General features: G+C 66.7%; 29 protein-coding genes. 14 read left to right on the top strand and 15 right to left on the bottom strand.

Annotation, left to right across the window (positions count from 1 at the left end; translation table 11 throughout):
* Nucleotides 1-266 precede the first annotated feature (266 nt).
* Entirely contained in the window at nucleotides 267-1163 is an 897-nt protein-coding gene (locus TCUR_RS23905; protein ID WP_012855178.1) for a LysR family transcriptional regulator, read from the bottom strand.
* A gap of 100 nt (nucleotides 1164-1263) precedes the next feature.
* Between TCUR_RS23905 and TCUR_RS23900 the strand changes: the two genes are divergently transcribed.
* Nucleotides 1264-1653, top strand: coding sequence for a YybH family protein (locus tag TCUR_RS23900; RefSeq protein WP_012855177.1), 390 nt, complete (start codon nucleotides 1264-1266; stop codon nucleotides 1651-1653).
* Here TCUR_RS23900 and TCUR_RS23895 read toward each other — a convergent pair.
* The 4 genes from TCUR_RS23895 to TCUR_RS23880 form a co-directional block, all read right to left on the bottom strand.
* Nucleotides 1619-2089: a PaaI family thioesterase gene (locus TCUR_RS23895; protein ID WP_012855176.1), complete on the bottom strand. Its 471-nt coding sequence runs from the start codon at nucleotides 2087-2089 to the stop codon at nucleotides 1619-1621. The two genes, TCUR_RS23900 and TCUR_RS23895, sit on opposite strands and share 35 nt — an antisense overlap.
* A 270-nt stretch (nucleotides 2090-2359) precedes the next feature.
* Nucleotides 2360-2641: a GntR family transcriptional regulator gene (locus TCUR_RS23890; protein ID WP_041442915.1), complete on the bottom strand. Its 282-nt coding sequence runs from the start codon at nucleotides 2639-2641 to the stop codon at nucleotides 2360-2362.
* Nucleotides 2642-2816: 175 nt separating this feature from the next.
* On the bottom strand, nucleotides 2817-3236 hold the full coding sequence (locus tag TCUR_RS23885) for a GntR family transcriptional regulator (protein WP_012855174.1): 420 nt from the start codon (nucleotides 3234-3236) through the stop codon (nucleotides 2817-2819).
* A gap of 24 nt (nucleotides 3237-3260) precedes the next feature.
* On the bottom strand, nucleotides 3261-3539 hold the full coding sequence (locus TCUR_RS23880) for a GntR family transcriptional regulator (RefSeq protein ID WP_012855173.1): 279 nt from the start codon (nucleotides 3537-3539) through the stop codon (nucleotides 3261-3263).
* Between the two features lie 788 nt (nucleotides 3540-4327).
* On the opposite strand from TCUR_RS23880, the gene TCUR_RS23875 reads away from it, so the two are divergent.
* Nucleotides 4328-4528, top strand: coding sequence for a hypothetical protein (locus TCUR_RS23875; RefSeq protein WP_012855172.1), 201 nt, complete (start codon nucleotides 4328-4330; stop codon nucleotides 4526-4528).
* 171 nt (nucleotides 4529-4699) lie between these two features.
* Here TCUR_RS23875 and TCUR_RS23870 read toward each other — a convergent pair whose 3' ends face one another.
* From TCUR_RS23870 to TCUR_RS23860, 3 genes are read right to left on the bottom strand one after another with little or no spacing between them, the layout of a single operon-like run.
* Nucleotides 4700-5257 carry a DUF5063 domain-containing protein gene (locus TCUR_RS23870; protein WP_012855171.1) on the bottom strand — a complete coding sequence of 186 codons (558 nt, stop codon included), beginning with the start codon at nucleotides 5255-5257 and terminating at the stop codon, nucleotides 4700-4702.
* Nucleotides 5250-5849: a recombination mediator RecR gene (gene recR, locus TCUR_RS23865; protein WP_012855170.1), complete on the bottom strand. Its 600-nt coding sequence runs from the start codon at nucleotides 5847-5849 to the stop codon at nucleotides 5250-5252. The genes TCUR_RS23870 and recR overlap by 8 nt, the downstream gene beginning before the upstream one ends.
* 48 nt (nucleotides 5850-5897) lie before the next feature.
* Nucleotides 5898-6257, bottom strand: a complete 360-nt coding sequence (locus TCUR_RS23860; RefSeq protein WP_012855169.1) for a YbaB/EbfC family nucleoid-associated protein — start codon at nucleotides 6255-6257, stop codon at nucleotides 5898-5900.
* Between the two features lie 273 nt (nucleotides 6258-6530).
* Between TCUR_RS23860 and TCUR_RS23855 the strand changes: the two genes are divergently transcribed.
* Nucleotides 6531-7106, top strand: coding sequence for a hypothetical protein (locus tag TCUR_RS23855; RefSeq protein WP_148233117.1), 576 nt, complete (start codon nucleotides 6531-6533; stop codon nucleotides 7104-7106).
* Here TCUR_RS23855 and TCUR_RS23850 read toward each other — a convergent pair.
* Entirely contained in the window at nucleotides 7064-7582 is a 519-nt protein-coding gene (locus tag TCUR_RS23850) for a hypothetical protein (RefSeq protein ID WP_012855167.1), read from the bottom strand. The genes TCUR_RS23855 and TCUR_RS23850 overlap by 43 nt on opposite strands.
* 147 nt (nucleotides 7583-7729) lie before the next feature.
* On the opposite strand from TCUR_RS23850, the gene TCUR_RS23845 reads away from it, so the two are divergent.
* Together TCUR_RS23845 and TCUR_RS25240 are read left to right on the top strand one after the other, a co-directional pair.
* The gene (locus TCUR_RS23845) at nucleotides 7730-8866 is read left to right on the top strand and encodes a type III PLP-dependent enzyme (protein WP_041440362.1); all 1137 of its coding nucleotides are present in this window, start codon (nucleotides 7730-7732) and stop codon (nucleotides 8864-8866) included.
* A 188-nt stretch (nucleotides 8867-9054) separates the two neighbouring features.
* A complete protein-coding gene (locus tag TCUR_RS25240) occupies nucleotides 9055-9819 on the top strand; it encodes an NgoMIV family type II restriction endonuclease (protein ID WP_012855165.1) in 765 nt (254 codons plus the stop codon).
* Between the two features lie 312 nt (nucleotides 9820-10131).
* Here the strand turns inward: TCUR_RS25240 and TCUR_RS27270 are convergent, their stop codons facing one another.
* Together TCUR_RS27270 and TCUR_RS25235 are read right to left on the bottom strand one after the other, a co-directional pair.
* The gene (locus TCUR_RS27270; RefSeq protein ID WP_169313060.1) at nucleotides 10132-10290 is read right to left on the bottom strand and encodes a hypothetical protein; all 159 of its coding nucleotides are present in this window, start codon (nucleotides 10288-10290) and stop codon (nucleotides 10132-10134) included.
* Nucleotides 10291-11577: 1287 nt separating this feature from the next.
* Nucleotides 11578-12081 carry a very short patch repair endonuclease gene (locus tag TCUR_RS25235; RefSeq protein ID WP_012855163.1) on the bottom strand — a complete coding sequence of 168 codons (504 nt, stop codon included), beginning with the start codon at nucleotides 12079-12081 and terminating at the stop codon, nucleotides 11578-11580.
* A 107-nt stretch (nucleotides 12082-12188) separates the two neighbouring features.
* Between TCUR_RS25235 and TCUR_RS23840 the strand changes: the two genes are divergently transcribed.
* Entirely contained in the window at nucleotides 12189-13445 is a 1257-nt protein-coding gene (locus TCUR_RS23840; RefSeq protein WP_012855162.1) for a DNA cytosine methyltransferase, read from the top strand.
* Nucleotides 13446-13495: 50 nt separating this feature from the next.
* Here the strand turns inward: TCUR_RS23840 and TCUR_RS26760 are convergent, their stop codons facing one another.
* On the bottom strand, nucleotides 13496-13837 hold the full coding sequence (locus TCUR_RS26760; protein ID WP_148233116.1) for a hypothetical protein: 342 nt from the start codon (nucleotides 13835-13837) through the stop codon (nucleotides 13496-13498).
* Between the two features lie 167 nt (nucleotides 13838-14004).
* Nucleotides 14005-14736 (bottom strand): XRE family transcriptional regulator, encoded by a 732-nt coding sequence (locus tag TCUR_RS23835; RefSeq protein WP_012855161.1) that lies wholly within the window; start codon nucleotides 14734-14736, stop codon nucleotides 14005-14007.
* A gap of 210 nt (nucleotides 14737-14946) precedes the next feature.
* Here TCUR_RS23835 and TCUR_RS23830 point away from each other — a divergent pair, with 210 nt between their 5' ends.
* From TCUR_RS23830 to TCUR_RS23820, 3 genes are all read left to right on the top strand, one after another.
* Nucleotides 14947-15390 (top strand): hypothetical protein, encoded by a 444-nt coding sequence (locus TCUR_RS23830; RefSeq protein ID WP_012855160.1) that lies wholly within the window; start codon nucleotides 14947-14949, stop codon nucleotides 15388-15390.
* Nucleotides 15391-15787: 397 nt separating this feature from the next.
* Nucleotides 15788-16027 (top strand): hypothetical protein, encoded by a 240-nt coding sequence (locus tag TCUR_RS23825; protein ID WP_012855158.1) that lies wholly within the window; start codon nucleotides 15788-15790, stop codon nucleotides 16025-16027.
* Between the two features lie 162 nt (nucleotides 16028-16189).
* Nucleotides 16190-16747, top strand: a complete 558-nt coding sequence (locus TCUR_RS23820; protein WP_148233115.1) for an HD domain-containing protein — start codon at nucleotides 16190-16192, stop codon at nucleotides 16745-16747.
* A gap of 4 nt (nucleotides 16748-16751) precedes the next feature.
* On the opposite strand, the gene TCUR_RS23815 is transcribed toward TCUR_RS23820, so the two are convergent.
* Both TCUR_RS23815 and TCUR_RS23810 read right to left on the bottom strand, forming a co-directional pair.
* Nucleotides 16752-17228 carry an NUDIX hydrolase gene (locus tag TCUR_RS23815; protein ID WP_012855156.1) on the bottom strand — a complete coding sequence of 159 codons (477 nt, stop codon included), beginning with the start codon at nucleotides 17226-17228 and terminating at the stop codon, nucleotides 16752-16754.
* Nucleotides 17228-17971 (bottom strand): helix-turn-helix domain-containing protein, encoded by a 744-nt coding sequence (locus TCUR_RS23810; RefSeq protein ID WP_012855155.1) that lies wholly within the window; start codon nucleotides 17969-17971, stop codon nucleotides 17228-17230. The genes TCUR_RS23815 and TCUR_RS23810 overlap by 1 nt, the downstream gene beginning before the upstream one ends.
* 154 nt (nucleotides 17972-18125) lie before the next feature.
* On the opposite strand from TCUR_RS23810, the gene TCUR_RS23805 reads away from it, so the two are divergent.
* From TCUR_RS23805 to TCUR_RS23790, 5 genes are all read left to right on the top strand, one after another.
* Nucleotides 18126-18338 carry a hypothetical protein gene (locus TCUR_RS23805; protein WP_012855154.1) on the top strand — a complete coding sequence of 71 codons (213 nt, stop codon included), beginning with the start codon at nucleotides 18126-18128 and terminating at the stop codon, nucleotides 18336-18338.
* 77 nt (nucleotides 18339-18415) lie between these two features.
* Entirely contained in the window at nucleotides 18416-18574 is a 159-nt protein-coding gene (sp36, locus tag TCUR_RS26120) for a Sp36 family protein (protein WP_012855153.1), read from the top strand.
* A complete protein-coding gene (locus TCUR_RS23800) occupies nucleotides 18571-19035 on the top strand; it encodes a RidA family protein (RefSeq protein WP_012855152.1) in 465 nt (154 codons plus the stop codon). Before sp36 ends, TCUR_RS23800 begins: the two co-directional genes overlap by 4 nt.
* 106 nt (nucleotides 19036-19141) lie before the next feature.
* Nucleotides 19142-19999: an NUDIX hydrolase gene (locus tag TCUR_RS23795; RefSeq protein ID WP_012855151.1), complete on the top strand. Its 858-nt coding sequence runs from the start codon at nucleotides 19142-19144 to the stop codon at nucleotides 19997-19999.
* Between the two features lie 6 nt (nucleotides 20000-20005).
* Entirely contained in the window at nucleotides 20006-20896 is an 891-nt protein-coding gene (locus TCUR_RS23790; protein ID WP_012855150.1) for an MBL fold metallo-hydrolase, read from the top strand.
* The last annotated feature ends 232 nt before the right edge of the window (nucleotides 20897-21128 follow it).

Below are 21128 nucleotides of genomic sequence, written 5' to 3'. Positions count from 1 at the left end.
AGCCGGAGGCCTCGCAGAGTTCGGCGGCTGCCAGATGCCGCATGCCTGGCCGCCAGGTTCCAGGGTGAGCCCATCAGTCAGTGGGCGTCTTCAACGCGCTGAGTCTTTTCAACAGGTGGTCTTCGGAGGGCGGGGACGGGAGCCCGGACGGTGTCCGAGGCCATGACGTTGCAAGTCACGACGCCGCCCCCGTTTCGGCCTGCGGGAACGGCGTTTGCAAAGGGCTCGCAGGCCGGGGCGGTACGGGACCGGGCGCCCCGCCGGACTCACGCCCCCAGGGCCTGAGGCCACGTGGCGAAGGTCTTGCGGCAGTGGGCGAGCAGTTTGCGCGCGGCGGGGTTGGGTGTGGGCTTCCAGACCAGGGCCAGCAGGGCGGGGTCCGTGGCGTCCTCGATGGGCAGGGCGGTGAGCCGGTCGCGGTAGTGGCGGGCCATCGATTCGCTGAGGACGGCCACGCCCAGGCCGCGGGCGGTGAGATCGGCGATGGCGTCGGCGGCGCCGGCCTCCAGGGCGGTTTTCAGGCCGAGTCCTCGGGCGGCGCAGGCCCGGTCGAGCACCGTGCGCAACCCGGTGCCGGGCGGCATGCACACCAGCGGATGGTCGGCCAGGTCGCGCAGGGTGATGCGGCCTCGTCCCGCCAAGGGGTGCTCGGCGGGGACGGCCGCGACGAGGCGTTCGCTGATGACCGTCAGCGTCTCCAAGCCATCGGGCGGGGCGGCGGTGCCGACGAGGGCCAGGTCGAGGGCGCCGGAGCGGACGCTTTCGATGAGCTGGTCGGAGTCGTCCTCCCGCAGCGACAGCTCCACGCCCGGATGCGCCCGGTGGAAGCCGGCCAGCGCCTCAAACAGCGGCGTAATGGTGCAGCCGACGACCATCCCGACCGCGAGCCGTCCCCGGATCAGCCCGGCCGTCTCCTCCACCGCCCGGCCGACCGCCCGGGCGGCGGCGAGCGCGGCGCGGGCGTGTTCGAGCGCGGCTTTTCCGGCAACGGTGAGGGTGATGGTGCGCGCCGACCGGTCGAACAGCTCGGCGCCCAGCTCTCGTTCCAGCTGCCGGATCTGGGCGCTGATGCCGGACTGGCTGATGTGCATCCGCTCGGCCGCCCGGGTGAAGTTCCGCTCCTCGGCGACCGCGACGAAGTACTCCAGCTGCCGCAGCTCCATAACTAGAGATTCTAGTTTCCATCAGAACTATCTGTTGGACTTCTAGATCGGCGGCGGCCAGGCTGGAGACGACAAGAGATCCCGATGCCAGGAGGCAGCCGTGCCCGACTACGACAAGTACGAAAAGGCCATGCGCCCCGAAGACATCACCCGTCTGTTCGTCGAGCGCTCCAACGCCGGTGACGCGACCGGCGTCGCCGCCCTCTACGAGGAGAACGCGGTGATGGCCTACCCGCCCGGCAGCCAGACCGTGGGCCGGGAGGCGATCCGCCAGTTGTGGGAGAAGGTCCTGGCCTCCCGCCCCCACTTCGAGCCCGAACCCCCGCTGCCCACCCTGATCAGCGGGGACATCGCGCTCACCGCCACCCCGCCCAAGGACGACGCCGGCGCCCGCGCCCAGGTCGTCCGCCGCCAGCCGGACGGAAGCTGGCTGCGCGTGCTCGACCAGCCGGAGTTCAGGCCGCCGACAACGCCTCCTCCAACCCGATGACCCGGGCGGTGGCCGTGGCGGTGGCCACGGTCACCTCATGCTGGTCGCTGAGGGACGCCTCCAAGAAGGCCAGATCGCCCGCGCGGTGCACCACCCGTCCCCGGCCGACCAGCCGCCCCGGCCGGACCGGACGCAGAAAACTCGCCTTCAGCTCCACGGTGGACTGGAACTGATCGGGCCGCAGCGTGGCCAGCAGCGCCGGCCCCACCGTGTCGTAGAGCATCGCGGCCAAAAAGGCGCCCAGCACGTTGCCCAGCGGGTTGGTGAACTCCTCGGTCGCGGTGAACGCCACCTCGATGGTGCCTTCGTCGACGTCCGCGTCGATGAACTCAAACCCCAACGTGGCCGCCGCGGGCGGCATCGGCACCCGCCCCCGCACACCGTCCCAGAACGGCCCGGACCGCCCTCCGGTCGCCACCGACTCCATGTCCGCCATCTCGATCACCCCGCCTCTCAGGACGCGCCCGTCCCCGGCGGAGGCGGCCCATGACCACGAACGACGAACTTTCGGCGACCAACCGCTTTCCAGACCGCTCACTCGCAGCGGCGATCCCGAACCAGACCACCGCCGCCTTCACCCGCCGGGCACGCCGAACACGCCCGCCGGTTCCGCACCAACCCCGATACCCCCAAGACCGCCCTTGCCACCTCGACCACTGAGCGGCGCCCCCGAACCGCCCTGCGGCCAGGGAATATCCGGTGCGCGCTATGCCTCGGCGTCCTCGCCGGCGCCTTCAGTGGCGTTCGGCTGGATGAAGTTCCCCTTTGCCGGGACGGTGATCACAAGTCCGCGCTCTCGCAGCTCTCGCATAGCGCGCCGGATCGTCAGGTACGCCACCCCATATTCCAGAGCGAGATCCCGCTCTGCCGGAAGCCGCTGGCCGGGCACCAGATCGCCGGCTGCGACGCGCGCGGCGATGTGGTCGGCCACTTGGACATAGACGTACGTCGGTCCCTCTGGGTCGGCCTGGAACGGCGGAACGCTCATGCAGGCAACGTACGGCTCCATGGGCCCTTCCCGCGCGGCTGCAGGTGGTCAATCGATGTTGCTCCGTGCTTCCCGGCCCGACCGGTCCACGACGTAGACGCCCATGCCGAGGACCGCTTCTACCAGCCCTTCGCCCCGAAGGACCTTGATCGGGCAGGGCGACGGGCTGAGATCTTCAGCCGTCCTCACCGGGAACCTGTAGCCGGATCCGATCCGCCGGGTACGTTCGGGGCTCTTCACCGGGCCGGGTCACCACGAAGACCGGAACCCCTTCCGGGATGCGCATCTGCCGCCGCTCGTTCACGCTGGGCATGCGCGCCTCAACCTCGTCTCCCGGCGCCAATGTGACCACCTTGGAGGCTTCGGTAGCGCGCACGAACGTGCCCTGCCGCGGCACGGTGACGACCAGGCCCTCGGCACGCAGTACCGCCAGAGCTTGACGAGCAGTTGATCGGGCCACGCCGAACTCGGCCACCATATGCGGCTCGGACGGCAGCGGCTGCCCCGGCTGGAGCCGACCGCTGCGGATCTGCTCGCGGAGGATATCGGCCACCTGGTGGTATACGGGCCGGTCTGCGGTCGGATCGATGGTCACATCTTTGGTGATATCTGGCGCGTGCTATGCCTCAGCGGCCTTGCCGGTGTCTTCGGAGGTGTTTCGCTGCACGAAGGTTCCCTTTGCGGGGACGGTGATCACAAGCCCGCGCTCGCGCAGTTCCTGCACTGCACGGCGGGCGGTGCCGATCGCTACACCGTACTCCTCGGCCAGTTCACGTTCTCCCGGCAGGCGTGCGTCCTGCGGTAGCTCACCGGCCGCGATCCGTGCAGCGATGTGGTCGGCGACCTCCATGTAGAGGTACGCCGACGGTTTGGGAGCGAACGGCGGAACACCGGACATGTGATCACTGTAGGGCGGCTCTGAGCTGCGGGGATAGGTCGGTAGCGGCATACCGCTATAGGCCGCGGCATACCGCGGCCTATGGTTACTGGTTGCAAGGTGTTCGTAACCGCGGAAACGAAAACGGCTCCGGGCGGCGCTGGCACACTCGCCCCGGGGCCTGGCCAGGAAGGCAGGTCCTGACGTGAGCCCAACTGTAGTGCCGCGCTTTGCGCGATGCGTCCCGCCGGTGGATCCCGGGCGGCAGTTGGCGGAGCTGCGGGCGATGTTCCCGCGTGCGCCTGCTGGTACGGAGAGGCGTCCGGGCTGTGGCTGGCCGCGCCGGTCGGGGCGGCGCGGCTGGTGGAGGCGCCCACGGCGTCGGGGCTGGCGCGGCGGCTCGCCGAGCACTACCGGCGGCATCCCGAGCGATCCCGTTCGGGGCGGGGACGCTCGGGCGGGCAGGCCCCGATGGGGCGGGCGTCCGCCCGACGCGGTTTTCCCGGCTCCGCCGATGTCCTACCGGGTGAACGGGACGAGGCGGGGAGGTCCTTTCGTCCTGTGCCCCCTCATGCGACGGACAGGGGCGTGGGGCGGGCGCCTCAGGGGGCGGCGGTGTCCCGGGCGCCGGTCGGGGGCTCGTCCTGCGTCTCGGTCGGACGGGCGGGCGGCCGGAGGCGAGGCGCCGCCCCGGGCGAGTGCGGCCGGTGGCGGCAGATCATGGTCCGGCTGGGGCTGATGGCGGTTTCGGCGTGAGCGGTCCGGGTGGACGGAGTTCACCGAGGGAGGCTGAGAAGGCGGTCTACTGGGTGGACGTGGCGCCCTTCGGGCAGGCGTGCGAGGCGATCGTCCATGCGGACTCGCCGGTGCCGGCCGTGGTGCGGGCGCAGAACGGGTCGTGGTGGTGTGCGCTGCACTGGTGGCCGATCGCGCTCGCGGTGCTGCAAGGCGGCTACCGCATCGTCTACAGCCAGGCCGCGTGGGCGCGGCTGGGGCCCGGCGGCGGGTAGCGGCGGACCCGTGCCCCTGGTGTGCCGGGACGTCCCGGCACACCGGGCTTGCGCGACGCCGCTGCGGCCTGTCGTCGAAGTCCCCAGAAAGCGCCGGCGACGTTCCGCCGGGTGATCTGCCAGGCATCGCCGCGCCCGCTGGGCTTCGTCCGACTGCCGTGACGACGCGCCCTAGGCGGGGGTGACCTCTTCGGCGACCTTCAGGCGGGCGCCCGCCACGACCGCGTGCAGGGCGCGCAGGGCGGCGCCGGCGTGGTTGCCCCAGTGGTTGAAGTAGGAGTACTGCCACCACCACAAGGCCTCCAGGGGACGGCCCTGCTCGTAGTGGCGCAGGCCGTGGATCAGGTCGCTGGCCACGTCCACCAGGTCGTCGGAGAGACGGTAGGCGGTGGGCTCGGTGTCGCTGTAGGGGTCGAAGACCTCCACGTAGTCGTCCACCACGGCCAGGCTCTCGGCCAGGCCCTGGCGGAGGCCGTCCAGATCGGGGTCGGGGCCGACCTCCGGCTCCCAGTTGTCGGGCGGGATCACGTCGGTGCTGGCGCCCAGCTGGGCGCCGGCCATGATGACCTGGGAGACCTCCAGCAGCAGGACGGGGACCGTGCGGGAGGCGGCCTCCCCGCGGGCCACCGCCTCCAGACCGGTCAGGTAGGTGCGCACGTGCGCGGCGATCCGCTCGGCGAGCTTCTCCCACTCCCGGGAACTGCTGGGCTGGGCGGGAATGTCAGACATCGAGGAGCCTCCGTCCTTCGAACGCACGGCCCAAGGTGACCTCGTCGGCGTACTCCAGGTCGCCGCCCACCGGCAGGCCGCTGGCCAGGCGGGTGACCTTGAGGTTCAACGGCTTGACCAGGCGGGCCAGGTAGGTGGCGGTGGCCTCGCCCTCCAGGTTCGGATCGGTGGCCAAGATCAGCTCGGTGACCGTGCCGTCGGCCAGCCGCTGCATCAGCTCCCGGATCCGCAGATCGTCGGGGCCGACGCCCTCGATGGGGCTGATCGCCCCGCCGAGCACGTGGTAGCGGCCGCGGAACTCGCGGGTCTTCTCGATGGCGACGACGTCCTTGGACTCCTCCACCACGCAGATCACCGCGGGGTCACGGCGGGGGTCCCGGCAGATGCGGCACTCCTCCTCTTCGGCCACGTTCCCGCACACCCGGCAGAAGCGGACCTTGTCCTTGACCTCCTTGAGGGCCTTGGCCAGCCGGTCCACATCGGCCGGGTCGGCGGCCAGCAGGTGAAAGGCGATCCGCTGCGCGCTCTTGGGGCCGATGCCGGGCAGCCTGCCCAGCTCGTCGATCAGGTTCTGAACGACCCCTTCGTACAACGGGTGCCTCCCTGGAAAACCGTGTCGGTCGCGACGGTGTGGATCCGGCTACATCCCCGGCAGGCCGGGCAGCCCTGGCAGCCCGCCGGCGAGCCCCTCGGCCAGCGGCCCCATCTTCTGCCGCTGCAGCTCGGCGGCGGCCCGCTCGGCGTCGCGGATGGCGGCCAGCACCAGGTCGGCCACCGTCTCGGCGGTCTCGGCCGGATCGTCGACGTCGATCGCCTTGGGATCGATCACCAGCTTGGTCACTTCGCCCTGCCCGTTGACGGTGGCGGTGACGAGCCCCCCGCCCGAGGTGCCGGTCACCTCCGCCTCGGCGAGCTCCTGCTGCGCGGACATCAGCTGCGCCTGCATCCGCTGCGCCTGCTCCAGCAAGTGCTGGATGTTGAGCTGACCACCGGGTTCCACGGCTTCTCCGTTCTTTTCGGCCCGCAACGGAGGGTCTACCCCCGATCGCCGGACGTCTGTCGTCCTCCCGAGGTTACGGGGTCCGGCCCCGATCCGGTACGTGTGTTCGCTGCCATCTACCCGGTGACGGTCCTTGCGACACCGGCCCGGGGCGCCGGGCTCTGGCGTCTGCGACGAGAACGGACGCCCAAGGAACCGGCGGCGTCCCAGGTCAAGATCGGAAGATGTGTCATGGCGCGCCGTGGGACGTCGCCGCGCTGATGAAGAAACCCCTTGGGAGGGACAGTGGTGTTCGCCACCTCCGAACTGCTGATCGGTGAGGAGGAGATCACCGACATGGACGGCATCGGGCTGGCGGTGATCCAGCGGCCGAAGGTGACGCTGCGCAGGCCGTTCACCGCCGCCCGGGAAGGGCTGAGCGTCGTCGGGACGGACGGTGCGACGCTGCTGCGGCTGGAACGCCCCGACGGCCCGACGATCAAGTCCCTGTGGGTGGAGAACGGCGCGGGGGAACGCGTCGGCGTGTTCACGGGCCGCAGCCGGTTCGCCCTCACCGGCGGCCGTTTCGAGATCTCCCGGGACGGCGCGGTGATCGGCACCGCCCGCTGCGGCGCCCTGCTGGATGAGCTGGAAGCGGCGACGAAGGACGGCGAGCGGGTCGCCACGGCCGACCGGCAGGGGGAGGGAGTGGTTCGTCCGGCTGAGCCCCGGCATCACCGACGATTGGACCAGGCTGGTCGTGGCCTTCGTGATCGCCACCGAGATCGTGCGCTTCCAACGGCGGGAATGGTGAGGCACCGGCGCTTTCAAGGCCGGCGGTTGCGCCACTCGCTCAGCCGATGCCGCTGAACGTACTCCCGGATCTCCCGGACCCGCCGCTGGGACATGCCGCCCACCTCGTCCATGACCACGCCCAGCCGGAGCCTGCCCCGCTCCCGTTCGAAGTGACGAAGCGGCTTCGGCAGCTCCCCGACCTTGGCGGTGTCGTACCACACGGACAGTTCGGCAGGCCCGCCCCGCGGGCGCAGCAGCCCGATCCCCGTGATCACCTCCTTGGGAAGCACTCGCTCCTCGTCCCCGATCGAGTGAATCAGGCCGCGTTCGGTGATCCGCAGCCGGGCGGCGCCCTGCACCCGGTGCAGCACCCCGATGGCGACGCCGAGAGCGATCAGCAGGACACCGACCACGAGCAGGGGGACCGAGTACCACCCGTCGGTCAGCAGGCCCGCCCCGGCTGCGATGGAACCGCCGAACACGCAGGCGACGATGCCGAGCGGCGCGTAAGTGGAGCTGTCCGAGAGGACGATTTCGCGGGGGTTGTGCATCGCGGCGGTTCCTGTTGCGCTTGCGGTGAAGGCGGTCGTTTCCGCACTCATCGGGGTCGGCTCACGGAAGGTGACGATAAGCCCGCCCGGGGCGGATGCCGTCAACGCCTTTGCGCCGCTTCGAGGTCCGCGACACTGGGGCCTGTGATGACCGAGGGTGTGATGCGGCGGGCCGAGGAACTGGCCGGAAGCGGCGGGCTGCCCGCCTTCGTGTACGACCTGGGGGCGCTGCGGGAGCACGTGGCGGCGATCCGGAAGGCCCTGACCGGCGGCCCGGAGCTGTTCTATGCCGCCAAAGCCAACCCGGACGCGGAGATCCTCAAGACGGTGGCGCCCTACGTGGACGGCATCGAGGTGGCCTCCGGCGGCGAGCTGAAGCACGTCCGCGCGGTGCTGCCTAAGGCGCGCCTGGCCTTCGGAGGCCCGGGCAAGACGGACGAGGAACTGGCCCTGGCCGTCCGGGAGGCCGAACGGGTGCACGTGGAGAGCCCGCACGAGCTGTCCCGCCTGGCCAGGATCGGCCGGGACGTGGACGTGCTGCTGCGGGTCAACCTGGCCGGCGAGCGAAAGGGCGTGGCGCTGGCCATGTCCGGCCCGTTCGGAATGGACCCGGAGGCCATCGAGGCCTGCCATGAAATCCTCGCCGGCGCCCCCTGGGTGAGGCTCCGCGGCATCCACGCCCACCTGGCCTCAGGCCTGGAGGCCGAGGCCCTGGTGCGGCAATCGGAGGAAATCCTCCAGTGGGCCCGCCCCTGGCTGGAGAAGACCGGCTGCACCCAGAACCCCGAGTTCAACCTGGGCGGCGGCATGGCCGTCGACTACACCGACCCCCACCGCCGCTTCGACTGGACGACCTACGGCCGCCAGATCGCCGCCCTGGCCCAACCGGGCGAGATCCTGCGCATCGAGCCCGGCCGAGCCGTGACCGTCTACGCGGGCTGGTACGTAACCCAGGTCCTGGACGTGAAAAAGGCCCACGGCCAGTGGTACGCCGTCCTCCGCGGCGGCACCCACCACATCCGCACCCCTGTCACCAAGAACCACAACCAGCCCTTCACCGTCCTCCCGCGCGGCGAACAGGGCCCTGCCGTGAACGGAGCAGAGGTCACCCTGGTGGGCCAGCTGTGCACCCCTAAGGACGTCTTCGCCCGCCAGGTCCCGGTGGACAGAATCGCGGTAGGCGACGTGGTGGCGTTCTCCATGGCCGGCGCCTACGCCTGGAACATCTCCCACCACGACTTCCTGATGCACCCCAAACCAGGGTTTCATTATCTGTCTGGTTGACCTAGGCACTAATCTGCAGCTGGACCTCGGGGGCCAGCGTCCCTGGTCAAAGGCACCGGGTGGCCAGGGTGCCCGGGCCAGATGTGTAAGAGGTCACTTCCCTGCTTGCTCAGGGATGGATTAAGGGATGACGTCAGCAGAGGAGCTATAGTAACTCTCTCCTAGTTACGATCGTGTGAGGCTGCTAGATGAACGCTCCGTTTGCACTGGATTTGCTCGGCTGGAAGGAAACCGATAAAGGGCTCGTTCCTAATACAGCCGATACTAATAACAAAGCGTCACGGTATATCGCTGCAGCTGTGCTCGATCAGCTCGGGATTCCGCGCGGCGTAGCTACTGGAGTAGCTGATTCTAAAAGCGGACGTCCTCTAGAGCGGGCGGTTGCTAACCATTTGCGTCAGGAGCTTCCGAAGCATGACCGTGAACGTGAATGGGAAGTATACGACACGTCTGTTCCCATCAGCAAATTCGTCCAGTACAAGCATTTGAAAGAGCTTGATAAGCTGGTCAAAGGGAATGCTGAGCTAAGGATGACCCTGGGCCGGGACTATCTAATCAAACCTGATGTGGCCGTATCTCTCCCTGGACGTTCCCCATCCGATCCGCCTTTCCTGCATGCGGCGGTGTCTTGTAAATGGACTATTCGCTCTGATCGCGTCCAGAATATTCGGCATGAAAATAACCAGATGATCAGGCATCGCAGGGAGCGCCTTCCTCACCTGGTAACAGTGACTGCAGAGCCTTTGCCGAGCCGACTGCTGGCCATTGCTCGAGGAACCGGCGAAGTGGATGCTGTTTATCACATTGCATATGCGGCACTAGATTCTGCAATTAGGGATCTTGCAGATGCGGGAAAAATTGAGTCTGACCAGCTTGATGCATGGAGGGAGGGCACAGAGCTAGGCAGGATCAGGCCCTTCGCAGATCTTGCTCCAACCATTGCACTTTGGTGATCCTGGCCAGAGTATTCCCTTGCTGTGATTTGCTTAACGATATTGAAGGTGGCGCGTGAGCCATATAGCTTTGTATGATCTTGTGGCATGACGAATAGTGTCCGAAAGGTTAGCGGAGCGGAGCTCTTGGAGCAGTGTCTACCAAAATTCTCTTGTGACGTCGATCAGGTACAGGATCCACAGTACTTGCTTACGCGTGTAGGAATATGGCTTCCTCTGGAAGTATATTCAGAGTGGCCGATAATGATGCCGTGGGCAGTACGTGATCTGGGATGTCGCCGCAGGTACCTCGCTGACGGCCGGGACATGTGGTCATATCCAGATGAAAACGGCTACCTGGTGGATGATAATTCCTTCATAAAGGGAACTGTTAGAAGCCAGCGGATCACGAGCAAGAGAAATCAACTGCTGGATGGCGCAAAAATGGCTGGTGGGTTCGTGGCAGCCCATATATGGCGTGTGGTTCACCATGATCTCCTCGCGAGCCGAATACCGCGCCTTTACAGCTTTGTCCCCAATCTGGTTTGGCTTCCGAGTGAGGTTGCTAAGGCCACTGACCGGGAGGGGGGAATCTACCAGCGGACTCTTCAGGCAATGTCTCTCGCCATATACCGGAAAGCTGCAGTGAAGCCTGCTCTGCAGAATATTGTTGAAGCGGCATGGGAAATGCTTCCAAGTCCAGGTATATCAGTCTCTGGGATTGATTTTGGAGAACTCAATTGGTTCTCTGTGAACTCTAGTTTTTATAAGACGCGTAAGCGTCATCTCCATGCAGTGGTAGATGCACTCGAGAGCTTGGAATCAGGGCGTTCCCTGGGGAGAAGAGTGATCACCTCGAAGTATGCGAGTGGCCTGCCTTTGGTTGATACCGAGGCACGTGCCAGGTTGCTCCGTGAGCTCCGGCCATTCCTGGTCCCGTAAGCTGTCTAGCTTGTTGACGTTTCAGGGCTTGTCTTCAGTGGGATTTCAACGGAATGAAGTAGGATCTGCGCTGCATCGCCCTCCATCAGGGCGAAGACTCTCCTGGCCGCTTCGACGGGCACCTCTCGTCCCGGGGGCGACGGCGTGAGCTTTCGCGGATCGCCGCTATGCTGTCCTTCCCTTGCCTTCACCAGCGCTCATGCGCCGACCGGTGCACCGGTACCACCTCCCGGCGGCATCAAATCGCTGGGAAAACTTTAATGAGGTTTTCCCGATAAATAGTACGCAAGCAGCCGTGCGGAGAGATGCGGCTGTGGCAGGCTGGATCCTAACGGCCAGAAGTCCTCTGTCTTGTCGGCAGCATCCAGCTCATGAGTGGCTAAGTTACCCTGCTGCGCTTTTTAGGAGTCAGGCTAAGGCCAGTCGCGGCCCCTATGGCGTCACCCGCATCCCCAACGGGACTGTTGACGCTGTATCAGGCTGCTGCCAGCAACCTGAGGGTGCTAGCTGATGCCGATTGTGCTGGTGCCAGATCGTGATTCTTATTCTGCGCCGTAAACACCCGGGTGTCCGCAGCATGCTGAGGGCTGATATCCGTACCCTGCAACTAGCTGCTGCGCAGCCTCTATGTCTGGGCGGAGGTTCCACTGCCTGCCTTTCAAACAGCGTCGGCGTGTCTTGCGGCATGTCACCTTGGGTCCAGGGCAGGGCGGCATGTCGCGTAAGCCGTTCCCGTCCCTGGGCAACGCCAGGGCGGCTTCCGCTGAGAGAGCCTTGCTCCCAGCGAACGGCAGGTGCAGGGCGTGATGGGAACAGCTGCCGCACGGACCTGGAATGTCAGTGGCTGGCTGTAGGTTTGTCCTTGAGCTTACCTGAAGGCGGACCAAGTACAGCCACTACGGTTTGAACAGCCTCGGAGAGGGGAATGTGCTCCCAGAGACGTACGACTTTCCAGCCTGCTGCTTCAAGTGCCCTGTTTGCGAGACGGTCTCTCTCGACGTTCCTGCGAAGCTTAGGAGCCCAGTACCACTCGTTAGTCGTGGGTTGACGCCCGTGCTCAGGGCAAACATGCCAAAAGCAGCCATCAACGAAAATTGCAACTTTTCGTGCGGTGAAGACGATGTCTGGCCGGACTCGGAAGCCCCCAGGAAGATCAAGCCGGTAGTCCTTGCGATAGCGGTAGCCGAGTGCATGCAAGGCGCTGCGCAGAGCAACCTCAGGCTTCGTGTTGGATCGCCTGTTGGCACGCATGTTCCGAGACCGGCCTTCGTTGAGGGGCGGGGGGTGGAGCCCTTTGGCCCACGCCCGTGCGCGGCGGTCGTTGCTGGCTGCGTCAGACACGATGCTGCTAGGTTCCACTCCGGCTCGCTCCCGCGGTGCTCTCTTGGGAGAAGATACCTCCACAACTGCTGCACCGCTGGCCACTCAAGTCTCATAGGAGGTTTCTCATGTCAGAGCTCAACGTTGTGGAGATCTGCGCTGGAGCGGGCGGGCAGTCACTTGGACTGGAGCTCGCCGGCTTCAAGCATGCCCTTGCCGTAGAGTTGGATGCCAATGCATGCAACACCCTGCGGCTCAATCGCCCCGAATGGAAGATAGCCGAGGGCGACGCTGCCAGCCTGGATGTGTGGAACCCTGCTGACTACCAGGAGATAGATCTCCTCGCCGGGGGTGTTCCCTGCCCACCCTTCACCATCGCGGGCAAACAGCTAGGGGCCACTGACGAGCGTGATCTGTTTGCCTGGGCAGTCGAACTTTGCGGCATTGTCCGGCCACGGGCCCTCTTGCTGGAGAACGTACGAGGGCTAAGCATGAACCGCTTCGCGGCATACCGGCAGCACGTGCTCGACCGGCTCAACTCACTGGGGTATGTCGCTGACTGGAAGCTGCTCCAGGCTTCGGACTACGGCGTATCACAATTGCGCCCACGTTTTGTTCTTGTAGCGATGAGGCCAGAAGACTTCTCATACTTCCACTGGCCTGAGCCAGGGAAGAAACAGCCTAAGACTGTGGGCGACCTCCTGCACGATCAGATGGCTTCGCGGGGATGGCGGGGCGCTGATACATGGCGGCTGAAGGCCAATGATATTGCTCCCACCATTGTGGGAGGATCTAAGAAGCACGGCGGTGCTGACCTTGGCCCGACCCGGGCTAAGACCAAGTGGAAGGCCATGGGAGTCGACGGTTGGGGAATCGCAGACGAACCACCTTCCGCCGAGGATCCTAAAGATCATCTTCCAAGGCTAACATGCGATATGGTTGCGCGTATTCAGGGATGGGACTCTGAAAGGTACAAGTGGGAGTTCTCGGGCCGCAAAACTTCCAGGTACCGCCAGATTGGCAACGCATTCCCGCCGCCCGTTGCGGAAGCCATCGGTATCGCGATTCGCGATGCACTGCTGCGTAAGACCACGCCTCAAAAAATTCTTGAGAACGTCAAGCCGGTACACGATCCGATCTATGCTGTATTGCGCAGCAGTGGCAAGTTCATGACTCTTGAGCAGATATCTAAGGCACTTGGGGAGCCTCTCGATCCAGCAACGCTCGACCGGCACATTAACCACCTCAAGCATGATTTTGAGATTGAGGAAAAAGAACGGCGTGGCGAGCGCGCTTACCGCCTAGGTGAGTTTAAGGCATTCCTTGGGCAGGAGAACCACCGGCGTCATGAGCTTTTCCAGCTCCAGCTGTCAAAGATTAGCTAGTTTCAATGCCTGGCTCTGCTCGCTTGCAGCCCGATCATATAGGCCTAGCGCTAGTCGCTGACCTCGACGACCATATAGATTCCAGGGCCCTGAAGCGGAGCTCCTGTTTCGTCGTAGCCTAGCAGGCTGCCTCTGCCATCTAGAAGGAGTGTGAATCCTTCAACTGTTTGAAGTACTTCGCGCCCAGTGGGATCGCGTTCCACGATGCCAGATGGAACCTCCGCTTCCGGAAAATTTAGAGGTTCTCCAGTGATTGCATTTACTGCTTCTGCTGCTGACCACGGATGAAGGCTGTCGCTTACTATTTGATTATCTTTGGAAGTGACAATAATGCGAATGTAGTGGCGGCTGGTTTCCCCAGATGTTCCCGGGTCATGCGAGTTGGAACTCATGAGGCCAGCGTAGTCGGGTGGGATGGGGCAGGACCGTCCGAAAAGATCACATGCCTGGCCTGGTCAGGCTGATTGGCAGTGCGAGGTCGTGTCCTTGATGTGTGCAGGGAAGATCCCAGGCACCTTGAACAGGGCGGGCGCTGGGCAGCGCCGGGTGCTAACGATAGTTAGCTGAGAGCCTCGGAGGCTGCCCAGACGCGTTCGAAGCTGTCCAGGTAGGTGTCGGCCATGTCGTCGGTGTTGACCTTGCGCAGGTGGAGGACAGGGGCCTGAGCTGCGGGGACGCCGTAGATGTGCGGGTTGATCATGAGCTCGTCGTCGGCGCGGTAGATCGACGTGTACAGGGGCGTGTCGTGTTGCCGTATGGCGATGCCGTCGATCTCGCGCAGGGGGCGGTAGAAGACGAGGGCGTTGCGGATCTTGGCGGCCATGGCTTCGCCTAGGCCCTCGTCGGCTCCTCGTTCGGCGACGTGGGGACCGTTGGGGTTGCCGAGGAGGATCCGGACGGTGACGCCTTGGCGGGCCTTGTCGGCGATGATGCGCAGGAGGCCGAGGTCTTCGGCGAGGAACAGGCCCGCGTAGACCAGGATGCCTATCTCGTGCTCGGCGGACTGGAAGAGGCGTTGCCATGCCTGGCGGGGGACGGCTGAGCGGTGCGGGTAAGCGGCGATGATGCCGGTTTCGGGTTGTTCGGTGGTGGGACGGCTCGTCGTCGGGGTGGGCCATAGGGCTGTCTGCTCGGTCTTCAGGAGGCGAGCCAGTGCGGCCCGGTGGCGCGGATAGGGGGTTCGGCCGGCGATCCAGCGTTGGACGGTCTTGGGGTCGACGCCGAGGGTGGCGGCTATGTCGGCTTCGGTGAGTCCCGCGTCGGTGAGTGCTTGGCGCAGGGCGTCGTTCATGGGGCCTCCTGAGGAGACAAGGTCATGAACGACGTTAACAGAAGACGTCCTTAGACGTCCCTAAGTGTTGGTGGAGACGTCCTTCTGCCGCCGGGAGGCTCGGTGGCGTGACGAGCGGTTTCTACGGACCGTCGTCTCTCCGACACGAAGCGGCCCCGGACGGTGTCGCACCGCCGCTGCCCGGGGTCTGGCCAGGAGGTGAGTCCTGACATGGGCATGACTCTGGTGGCCCCGCCCGCGTGGCCGGCTCCCCCGTGCACCACGGAGCAGATGCGGCGGCGGCAGCTCGCCGAGATCCGGGCGCAGTACCCCGATGCCCTCGCCTGGTACGGCGAGAAGTCCAAGTTGTGGATGGCGGCTCCCACCGGTGCCACCGCCATCATCTGTGCGCCGACCGCCGCTGTCCTGGCGCAGCGGATCCACGAGCACTACAAGAAGCTTCTTCAGGCCTCCCGCTCGGCATCCGCACGTCCGGTCCGGCGCCGCACGTCGAGCGGGAACCAGGCCGGCGCGGTGGTGCGGTCGATGCCTTTCCAGCCCGTGGCGTCCCGCACCACCGTGCCTCCCAGCTCGGCCGGCTCGGGGCGGCACGCGTCCCGTCAGCACGGCAGGTTCCGGCGGGCCATGGTCAGTTTCGGGCTGGTGGGGGCATGAGCCGCGGCGAGACCCTCACGGAGACCGGCCGTCGTGTTCGGCATGGCGCCGTCGTGGTGGTGCTTGACCGCTTCCACAGTGCCGTGCGGGCCGGCGTACGAGGGGGCGTCCGAGAGCATGAGGGCAAGCCGGGTGACCTTCAGTACTTCGCTTGTCCGGCCGGGGAGGTCAACACGCTGATCCGGTTGAGGGAAGGCTGTTCGGCGTTTCCGAAGTGGTGCCGATCTCGGTCCACTCGTCCTCGGCCAGCTGACCTCCCTCCGTGCAAAACGGTTGCCCCACTCCGGGAACTGTGGGCTGCGGCTGTCCCGGAGAGAGGCACGGAATCGCAAGAACGGGAGGCCGTTCGACACGGGCTGCTCATGCTGGGACAGGAGCCACGGCGCCGGGAGAACGCATGAACTCGGGGCCGATGCATGACGGCGACGGATGGGTGATGCTCTCGCGGGAGATGTGGGGTGCCCTGATGGCCGGGCTGTACTCCGCGGACGAGGAGGCGCGGGACGCGGTACGTCACCGGCTCATCGCGATGGCCTTGCCCTCCTGGTGTGAGGACCTGGACACCCCGGGCGTGCTTGAAGCACGGCTGGAAGAGGCGAAGAACATGCCTTTGATCTCGTGGGGCTGTGGCCTGTAGGTCAGGAGCGGCAGTCCGGTTTCCCAAGCTTCTTGCCGGACTGCCGCTCCTTAGTGGACGGGATCGGTGCCGGCGAGGGACGAGACGTCGGGCGAGAAGACGTCCCTAGATGGTGCCCCGCCGTCCGTGGATGTCTCTCGGCCGGCCCGTAACGTCAGGAGCATGAACGACATGGCCGCGTGGGCGCGCGAGACCGCCCGGAGCATCCTTGCGACCCCGCTTCCGCGTCGGTGGGCGCACACTCAGGGAGTGGCCGCGCAGGCCCGCAGCCTCGCCCCGATCGTGGGTGATGACGCCGATCTCCTGGAGGCCGCCGCGTGGCTCCACGACATCGGGTACGCCCCGGCGCTCGTGGCCACCGGCTTCCATCCACTCGACGGTGCCCGCTACCTGCGGGGCGTCTTGGGGGCGCAGGACGTCCTGTGCCGGCTGGTCGCGCATCACTCCTGCGCCATCATCGAAGCGGCGGAACGCGGCCTTGCCGGAGAACTGGCGGAGGAGTTCCCGCCCGGCCCTCCGGCGCTGACAGAAGCGCTGATCTACTGCGACATGACCACCGGCCCGGACGGCACGCATCTGACCGTCGAGCAGCGGCTTGCCGAGATCAAAACCCGCTACGGCCCCGGGCATCTGGTCACCCGCTTCATCGAGGCCGCTTCTCCTCGGCTCCTTGAGGCCGTGCACAAAGTCGCCGGTCAGTTGCAGATGGCCATGGCGTGAACGTTCAGCCGATGACCGGCTGATCCCGGTTCTCCAGGTAGTGGCCGATGCGCAGCCGCATCGAGCGGTCCATCTGGCGATTCAGCGCCTCCGATGCGGCGATCCAGCGGACTTCGTGGGATTCGCTGCTCGGTGTCGGCTCGCCGCCGATGCGGCGGGCCTTGAGCACGATGGAGAATTCTTGGCGGACCTCTTCGTTGCTGGTGTAACGAATGACATGGCGCGGGTCGGTGTAGATGCCGACCAGGCCGGTTACTTCGCAGTCGATTCCGGTTTCTTCCTTGGTTTCGCGCACGGCGGCCTGGGAGAGTGATTCGCCGAGATCGATGGCGCCGCCTGGGAGCGCCCAATTGTCATTGTCGGTGCGCCGGATCATCAGGATTTCGCCGGCGTCGTTGGTGACGACGACATTGACGGACGGCACCAGGCTGTTGGCCTTGGGCGCGTTCGGGTCGTCGTAGTAGTCGATCCTGCGGGCCATCACTCTCCCGGCAGAGGTCGGGCGCCTTCCCAGACTCGTTCGAAGCTGTCCAGGTAGGTGTTCACGATGTCGCCGCCGGCGACCTTGCGCAGGTGCCATACGGGGGCATGAGGCGCGGGGAGGCCGTAGACGTGGGTGTTGACCAGCAGCTCGTCGTCGGCCCGGTAGATCGAGTTGTAGAGCACGGTGCTGTGCAGCCGGAACTCCACGCTCTCGATGGCGCGCAGCGGCCGGTACATCACCATGGCATTGCGGATCTTCGCCGCCATGGCGTCGCCGACGCCTTCGTCCGCGCCGCGTTCGGCCACGTGCGGGCTGTCGGGGTCGCCCAGGAGAATCCGCACGCGCACCCCGGCGCGGGCCTTCTCCGCGAAGATCTTCTGAACCCCGGCGTCCTCGGACAGGAACAACCCCGCATAGACGAGCACGCCGATTTCTCGTTTTGCTTTCCCGAAAAGCCGTCCCCACACATCGCGTGGCACCGACCAGCGGTGTGGATAAACGGTGACGATTTCGCTTTCCGATGCGGAGGCCATCTGCTGTCGGGAAAGCGCCTCGGGCCACAGATAAGTCTCATCGACCCCCAGCTGCGAGGCCACCGCAAAACGATGCCGCCGGTAGGGGGTGCGTCCTTTGGTGATCCACCGCTCGACGGTCTTTGGGTCGACGCCGATCGCTTCGGCAAGTGCGGCCGCGGTCAGCCCTCGCTCCAGCAAGGCGGCGCGTAGGCGTTCGTTCGGCATCCACCTGACCGCTTCATCAGGACGTCTCGGGACGCCTTCACTGTAGTGAGGACGTCCCGAACGCGTCCAGCCGCGCAGTGATCCCGTCCATGCGGTGAGCCGCATTCTCGATTGCGTGAGGTCCCCCACGCCCAACCCGAGGGGGCGATCTTCGATGTTCAACGCGATCATCCTGCTGGCGGTCTTCCTGACCGGTGCCGCGTGGGGCGTGTTCGTCGTGCTGCTGGCCGGTATCCACGCAGAAGAACGGCATATGACCTTGCGCGGCGCGCCGCTCACCCGGACCCGTACCGCCACGCGCCGCGTCCTGGGCGTCCACGTTCATGGGCCCGCCGGGCCGGCCGCTCGCCACACGGGCGGGAGGTGAATCCGGCCCCGTCCCGAAGGCTCTCGAGGGCGGTACGCCAGGGAGTGCGGGGGCGGTGGATCGCTAGGCTGAGCGGCATGAAGAAGTGGGAGTACGCGACCGTTCCGTTGCTGGTTCACGCCACCAAGCAGATCTTGGACACCTGGGGTCAGGACGGGTGGGAGCTTGTCACCGTGATTCCGGGGCCGAACCCGGAGAACCTGGTGGCCTACTTCAAGCGTGAGTTGCAGCAGTGAGCACGCCTGAAGAGCGGATCGCCGAGCTGGGGCTGGAGCTGCCGGAGGTGGTGGCGCCGCTGGCCTCCTACGTGCCGGCGGTGCGCACCGGCTCGCTGGTTTACACCTCCGGGCAGGTGCCGCTGGTCAAGGGCGAGCCGACGGCGACCGGGAAGGTCGGGGCCGAGGTCAGCGTGGAAGAGGCGGTGCACGCCGCGCGGGTGTGCGCGCTGAACGCGGTGGCCGCGCTCAAGGCCGAGGTCGGGGAGCTGTCCCGGGTGAAGCGCATCGTCAAGGTGGTGGGCTTCGTGGCCAGCGCGCCGGACTTTCACGGGCAGCCGCAGGTGGTCAACGGGGCCAGCGACCTGCTGGGGGAGATCTTCGGGGAGGCCGGGCGGCACGCCCGCAGCGCGGTGGGCGTGGCCGTGCTGCCGCTGGATGTGCCCGTCGAGGTGGAGCTGATCGCCGAGGTCTCCGGCTGACCGGCGTGGCGGCCGCGGCAGGTGTCCCTACCGGGGGACTTGACGGAACGCCGTTCGGTATGTCCGAATTGGCCGCCATGAGCAACAAATGTGCGGCAGGCGGCCGATGAGCGTGGTCAACGGGTTGATGAAGCTGCCGGAGGAGTTCCGGCAGCGCATCGAGGATCTGCAGGCCGGGCGGACCCAGCCCCCGCCCGTCCGGCACGCGGCCACCGTGGTGGTGCTGCGCGACCACCCCGAGCAGGGGCTGCAGGCGTTCATGCTGCGCCGGGTGGCCTCGATGGCCTTCGCGCCGGGGGCGTACGTGTTCCCCGGCGGGTCGGTGGACCCCCGCGACGGGGAGGCCTCCATCGGCTGGGTCGGGCCGTCCCCCCGCCAGTGGGGCGAGGCGTTCGGCGCGGACGAGACCGTCGCCCGCGAGCTGGTCTGCGCCGCCGTGCGGGAGACCTTCGAGGAGACCCAGGTGCTGCTGGCCGGGCCCACCGCCGAGACGGTGGTGGACGACACCCGGGGCGACGACTGGGAGGCCGACCGCAAGGCGCTGGTGGACCGCTCGCAGTCGCTGGCGGAGTTTCTGAACCGGCGCGGCCTGCTGCTGCGGGCCGATCTGCTGCGCCCCTGGGGCCACTGGATCACCCCGGTCGTGGAGACCAGGCGGTATGACACCAGGTTCTTCGTCGCCGCGATCCCCGCCGGCCAGCGGGCCCGCGACGTCAGCACCGAGGCCGACAAGGTCGCCTGGGTGCGTCCGGCCGAGGCGGTGCAGCGGGCGCTGCGGGGCGAGTGGGCGCTGCTGCCGCCCACCTTGGCGACGCTGTCGGAGCTGGCCGAGTACGACACGGTCGCCGACGTGCTGGCCGCCGAGCGCACGATCTCCGTCCGGGAACCCCGGGCGGAGATCATCGACGGCGAGCCCTACCTGGTGCTGCCCGAGGACGCGGCCAAGTACTACCCGAAGGGCTGACCGGCGATGAGCCGCAAGCTGGGCAGGGCGGTCACCTGGCACCTGGCCGGATCGTCCCTCCTGCGCCATCTGGGCACGCTGAAGGGGAAGAAGATGGCCGACGAGCACGAGATCGACGGGATGGGCACCCGCCGGGCGACCTGCGTGCTGGCCCCCAATCCGTCGGCGATGACCCTGGACGGCACCAACACCTGGATCGTGGCCGAGCCGGACGCCGACGAGGTGGTGGTGATCGATCCCGGCCCCAAGGACCTCAAGCACCTGCGCCGGGTCGCCGACAAGATCACCGAGTCCGGGCGCCGGGTCGGGCTGATCGTGCTGACCCACGGTCACCCCGACCACGCCGCGGGCGCCGGCAAGTTCGCCGAGCTGACCGGGACGCGGCGGATCCGCGCCCTGGACCCCCGGCACCGGCTGGGCGAGGAGGGCCTGACCGAGGGGGATGTGATCACCGTCGGCGGCCTGGAGCTGCACGTGATGGAGACCCCCGGGCATTCGGACGACTCGCTGACGTTCTGGCTGCCGGCCGACGGCGCCGTGCTCACCGGCGACACCGTGCTGGGCTACGGCACCACCGTCGTGGAGGGGAAGCTGGGCGACTACCTGAGCTCCCTGCAGCGGCTGCGGGAGTTCTCCGAGCGGACGGGCGCGAGCGTGATCCTGCCCGGCCACGGCCCCAAGCTGGACGACCCGATCGCCGCCCTGGACGGCTATCTGGAGCACCGCCGCCGGCGGCTGGCCCAGGTGGAGGAGGCCGTGCAGGCGGGCGCCCGCACCGCCCGCGAGGTGGTCGAACGGGTCTACGCCGATGTGGACCGCAAGCTGTGGAAGGCGGCCGAGGCCTCGGTGCAGGCGCAGCTGGACTACCTGAGGGAAAGCGGCCGTCTGCCGTTTTAAAGCGCACCCTGAAAGCGCCGGGCGCGGCCCCCTTGCCGTGCCGCGGCGCGGGATGCGCTCACCCAGGGTCCGGCCAGGAGGAAGGCGTGCGGTGAACCTTTTGCAACACGTGGCCCAGGGCGCCGAGGACGGGAGCCCCGATGCTCTCCGATGCCGCGACGTTGCCGGTCACGGCATCGCCCCTGACGGCAAGGCCCCGTCTCGAACTGCGGAGACGGCGTGTTGAGAAAGG

The sequence above is a fragment of the Thermomonospora curvata DSM 43183 genome (assembly GCF_000024385.1).
GTDB classification, from domain to species: Bacteria; Actinomycetota; Actinomycetes; order Streptosporangiales; family Streptosporangiaceae; genus Thermomonospora; species Thermomonospora curvata.
The sequence above is the reverse complement of the archived record's forward strand: the minus strand, read 5'-3'. Positions and strand labels throughout refer to the sequence as shown.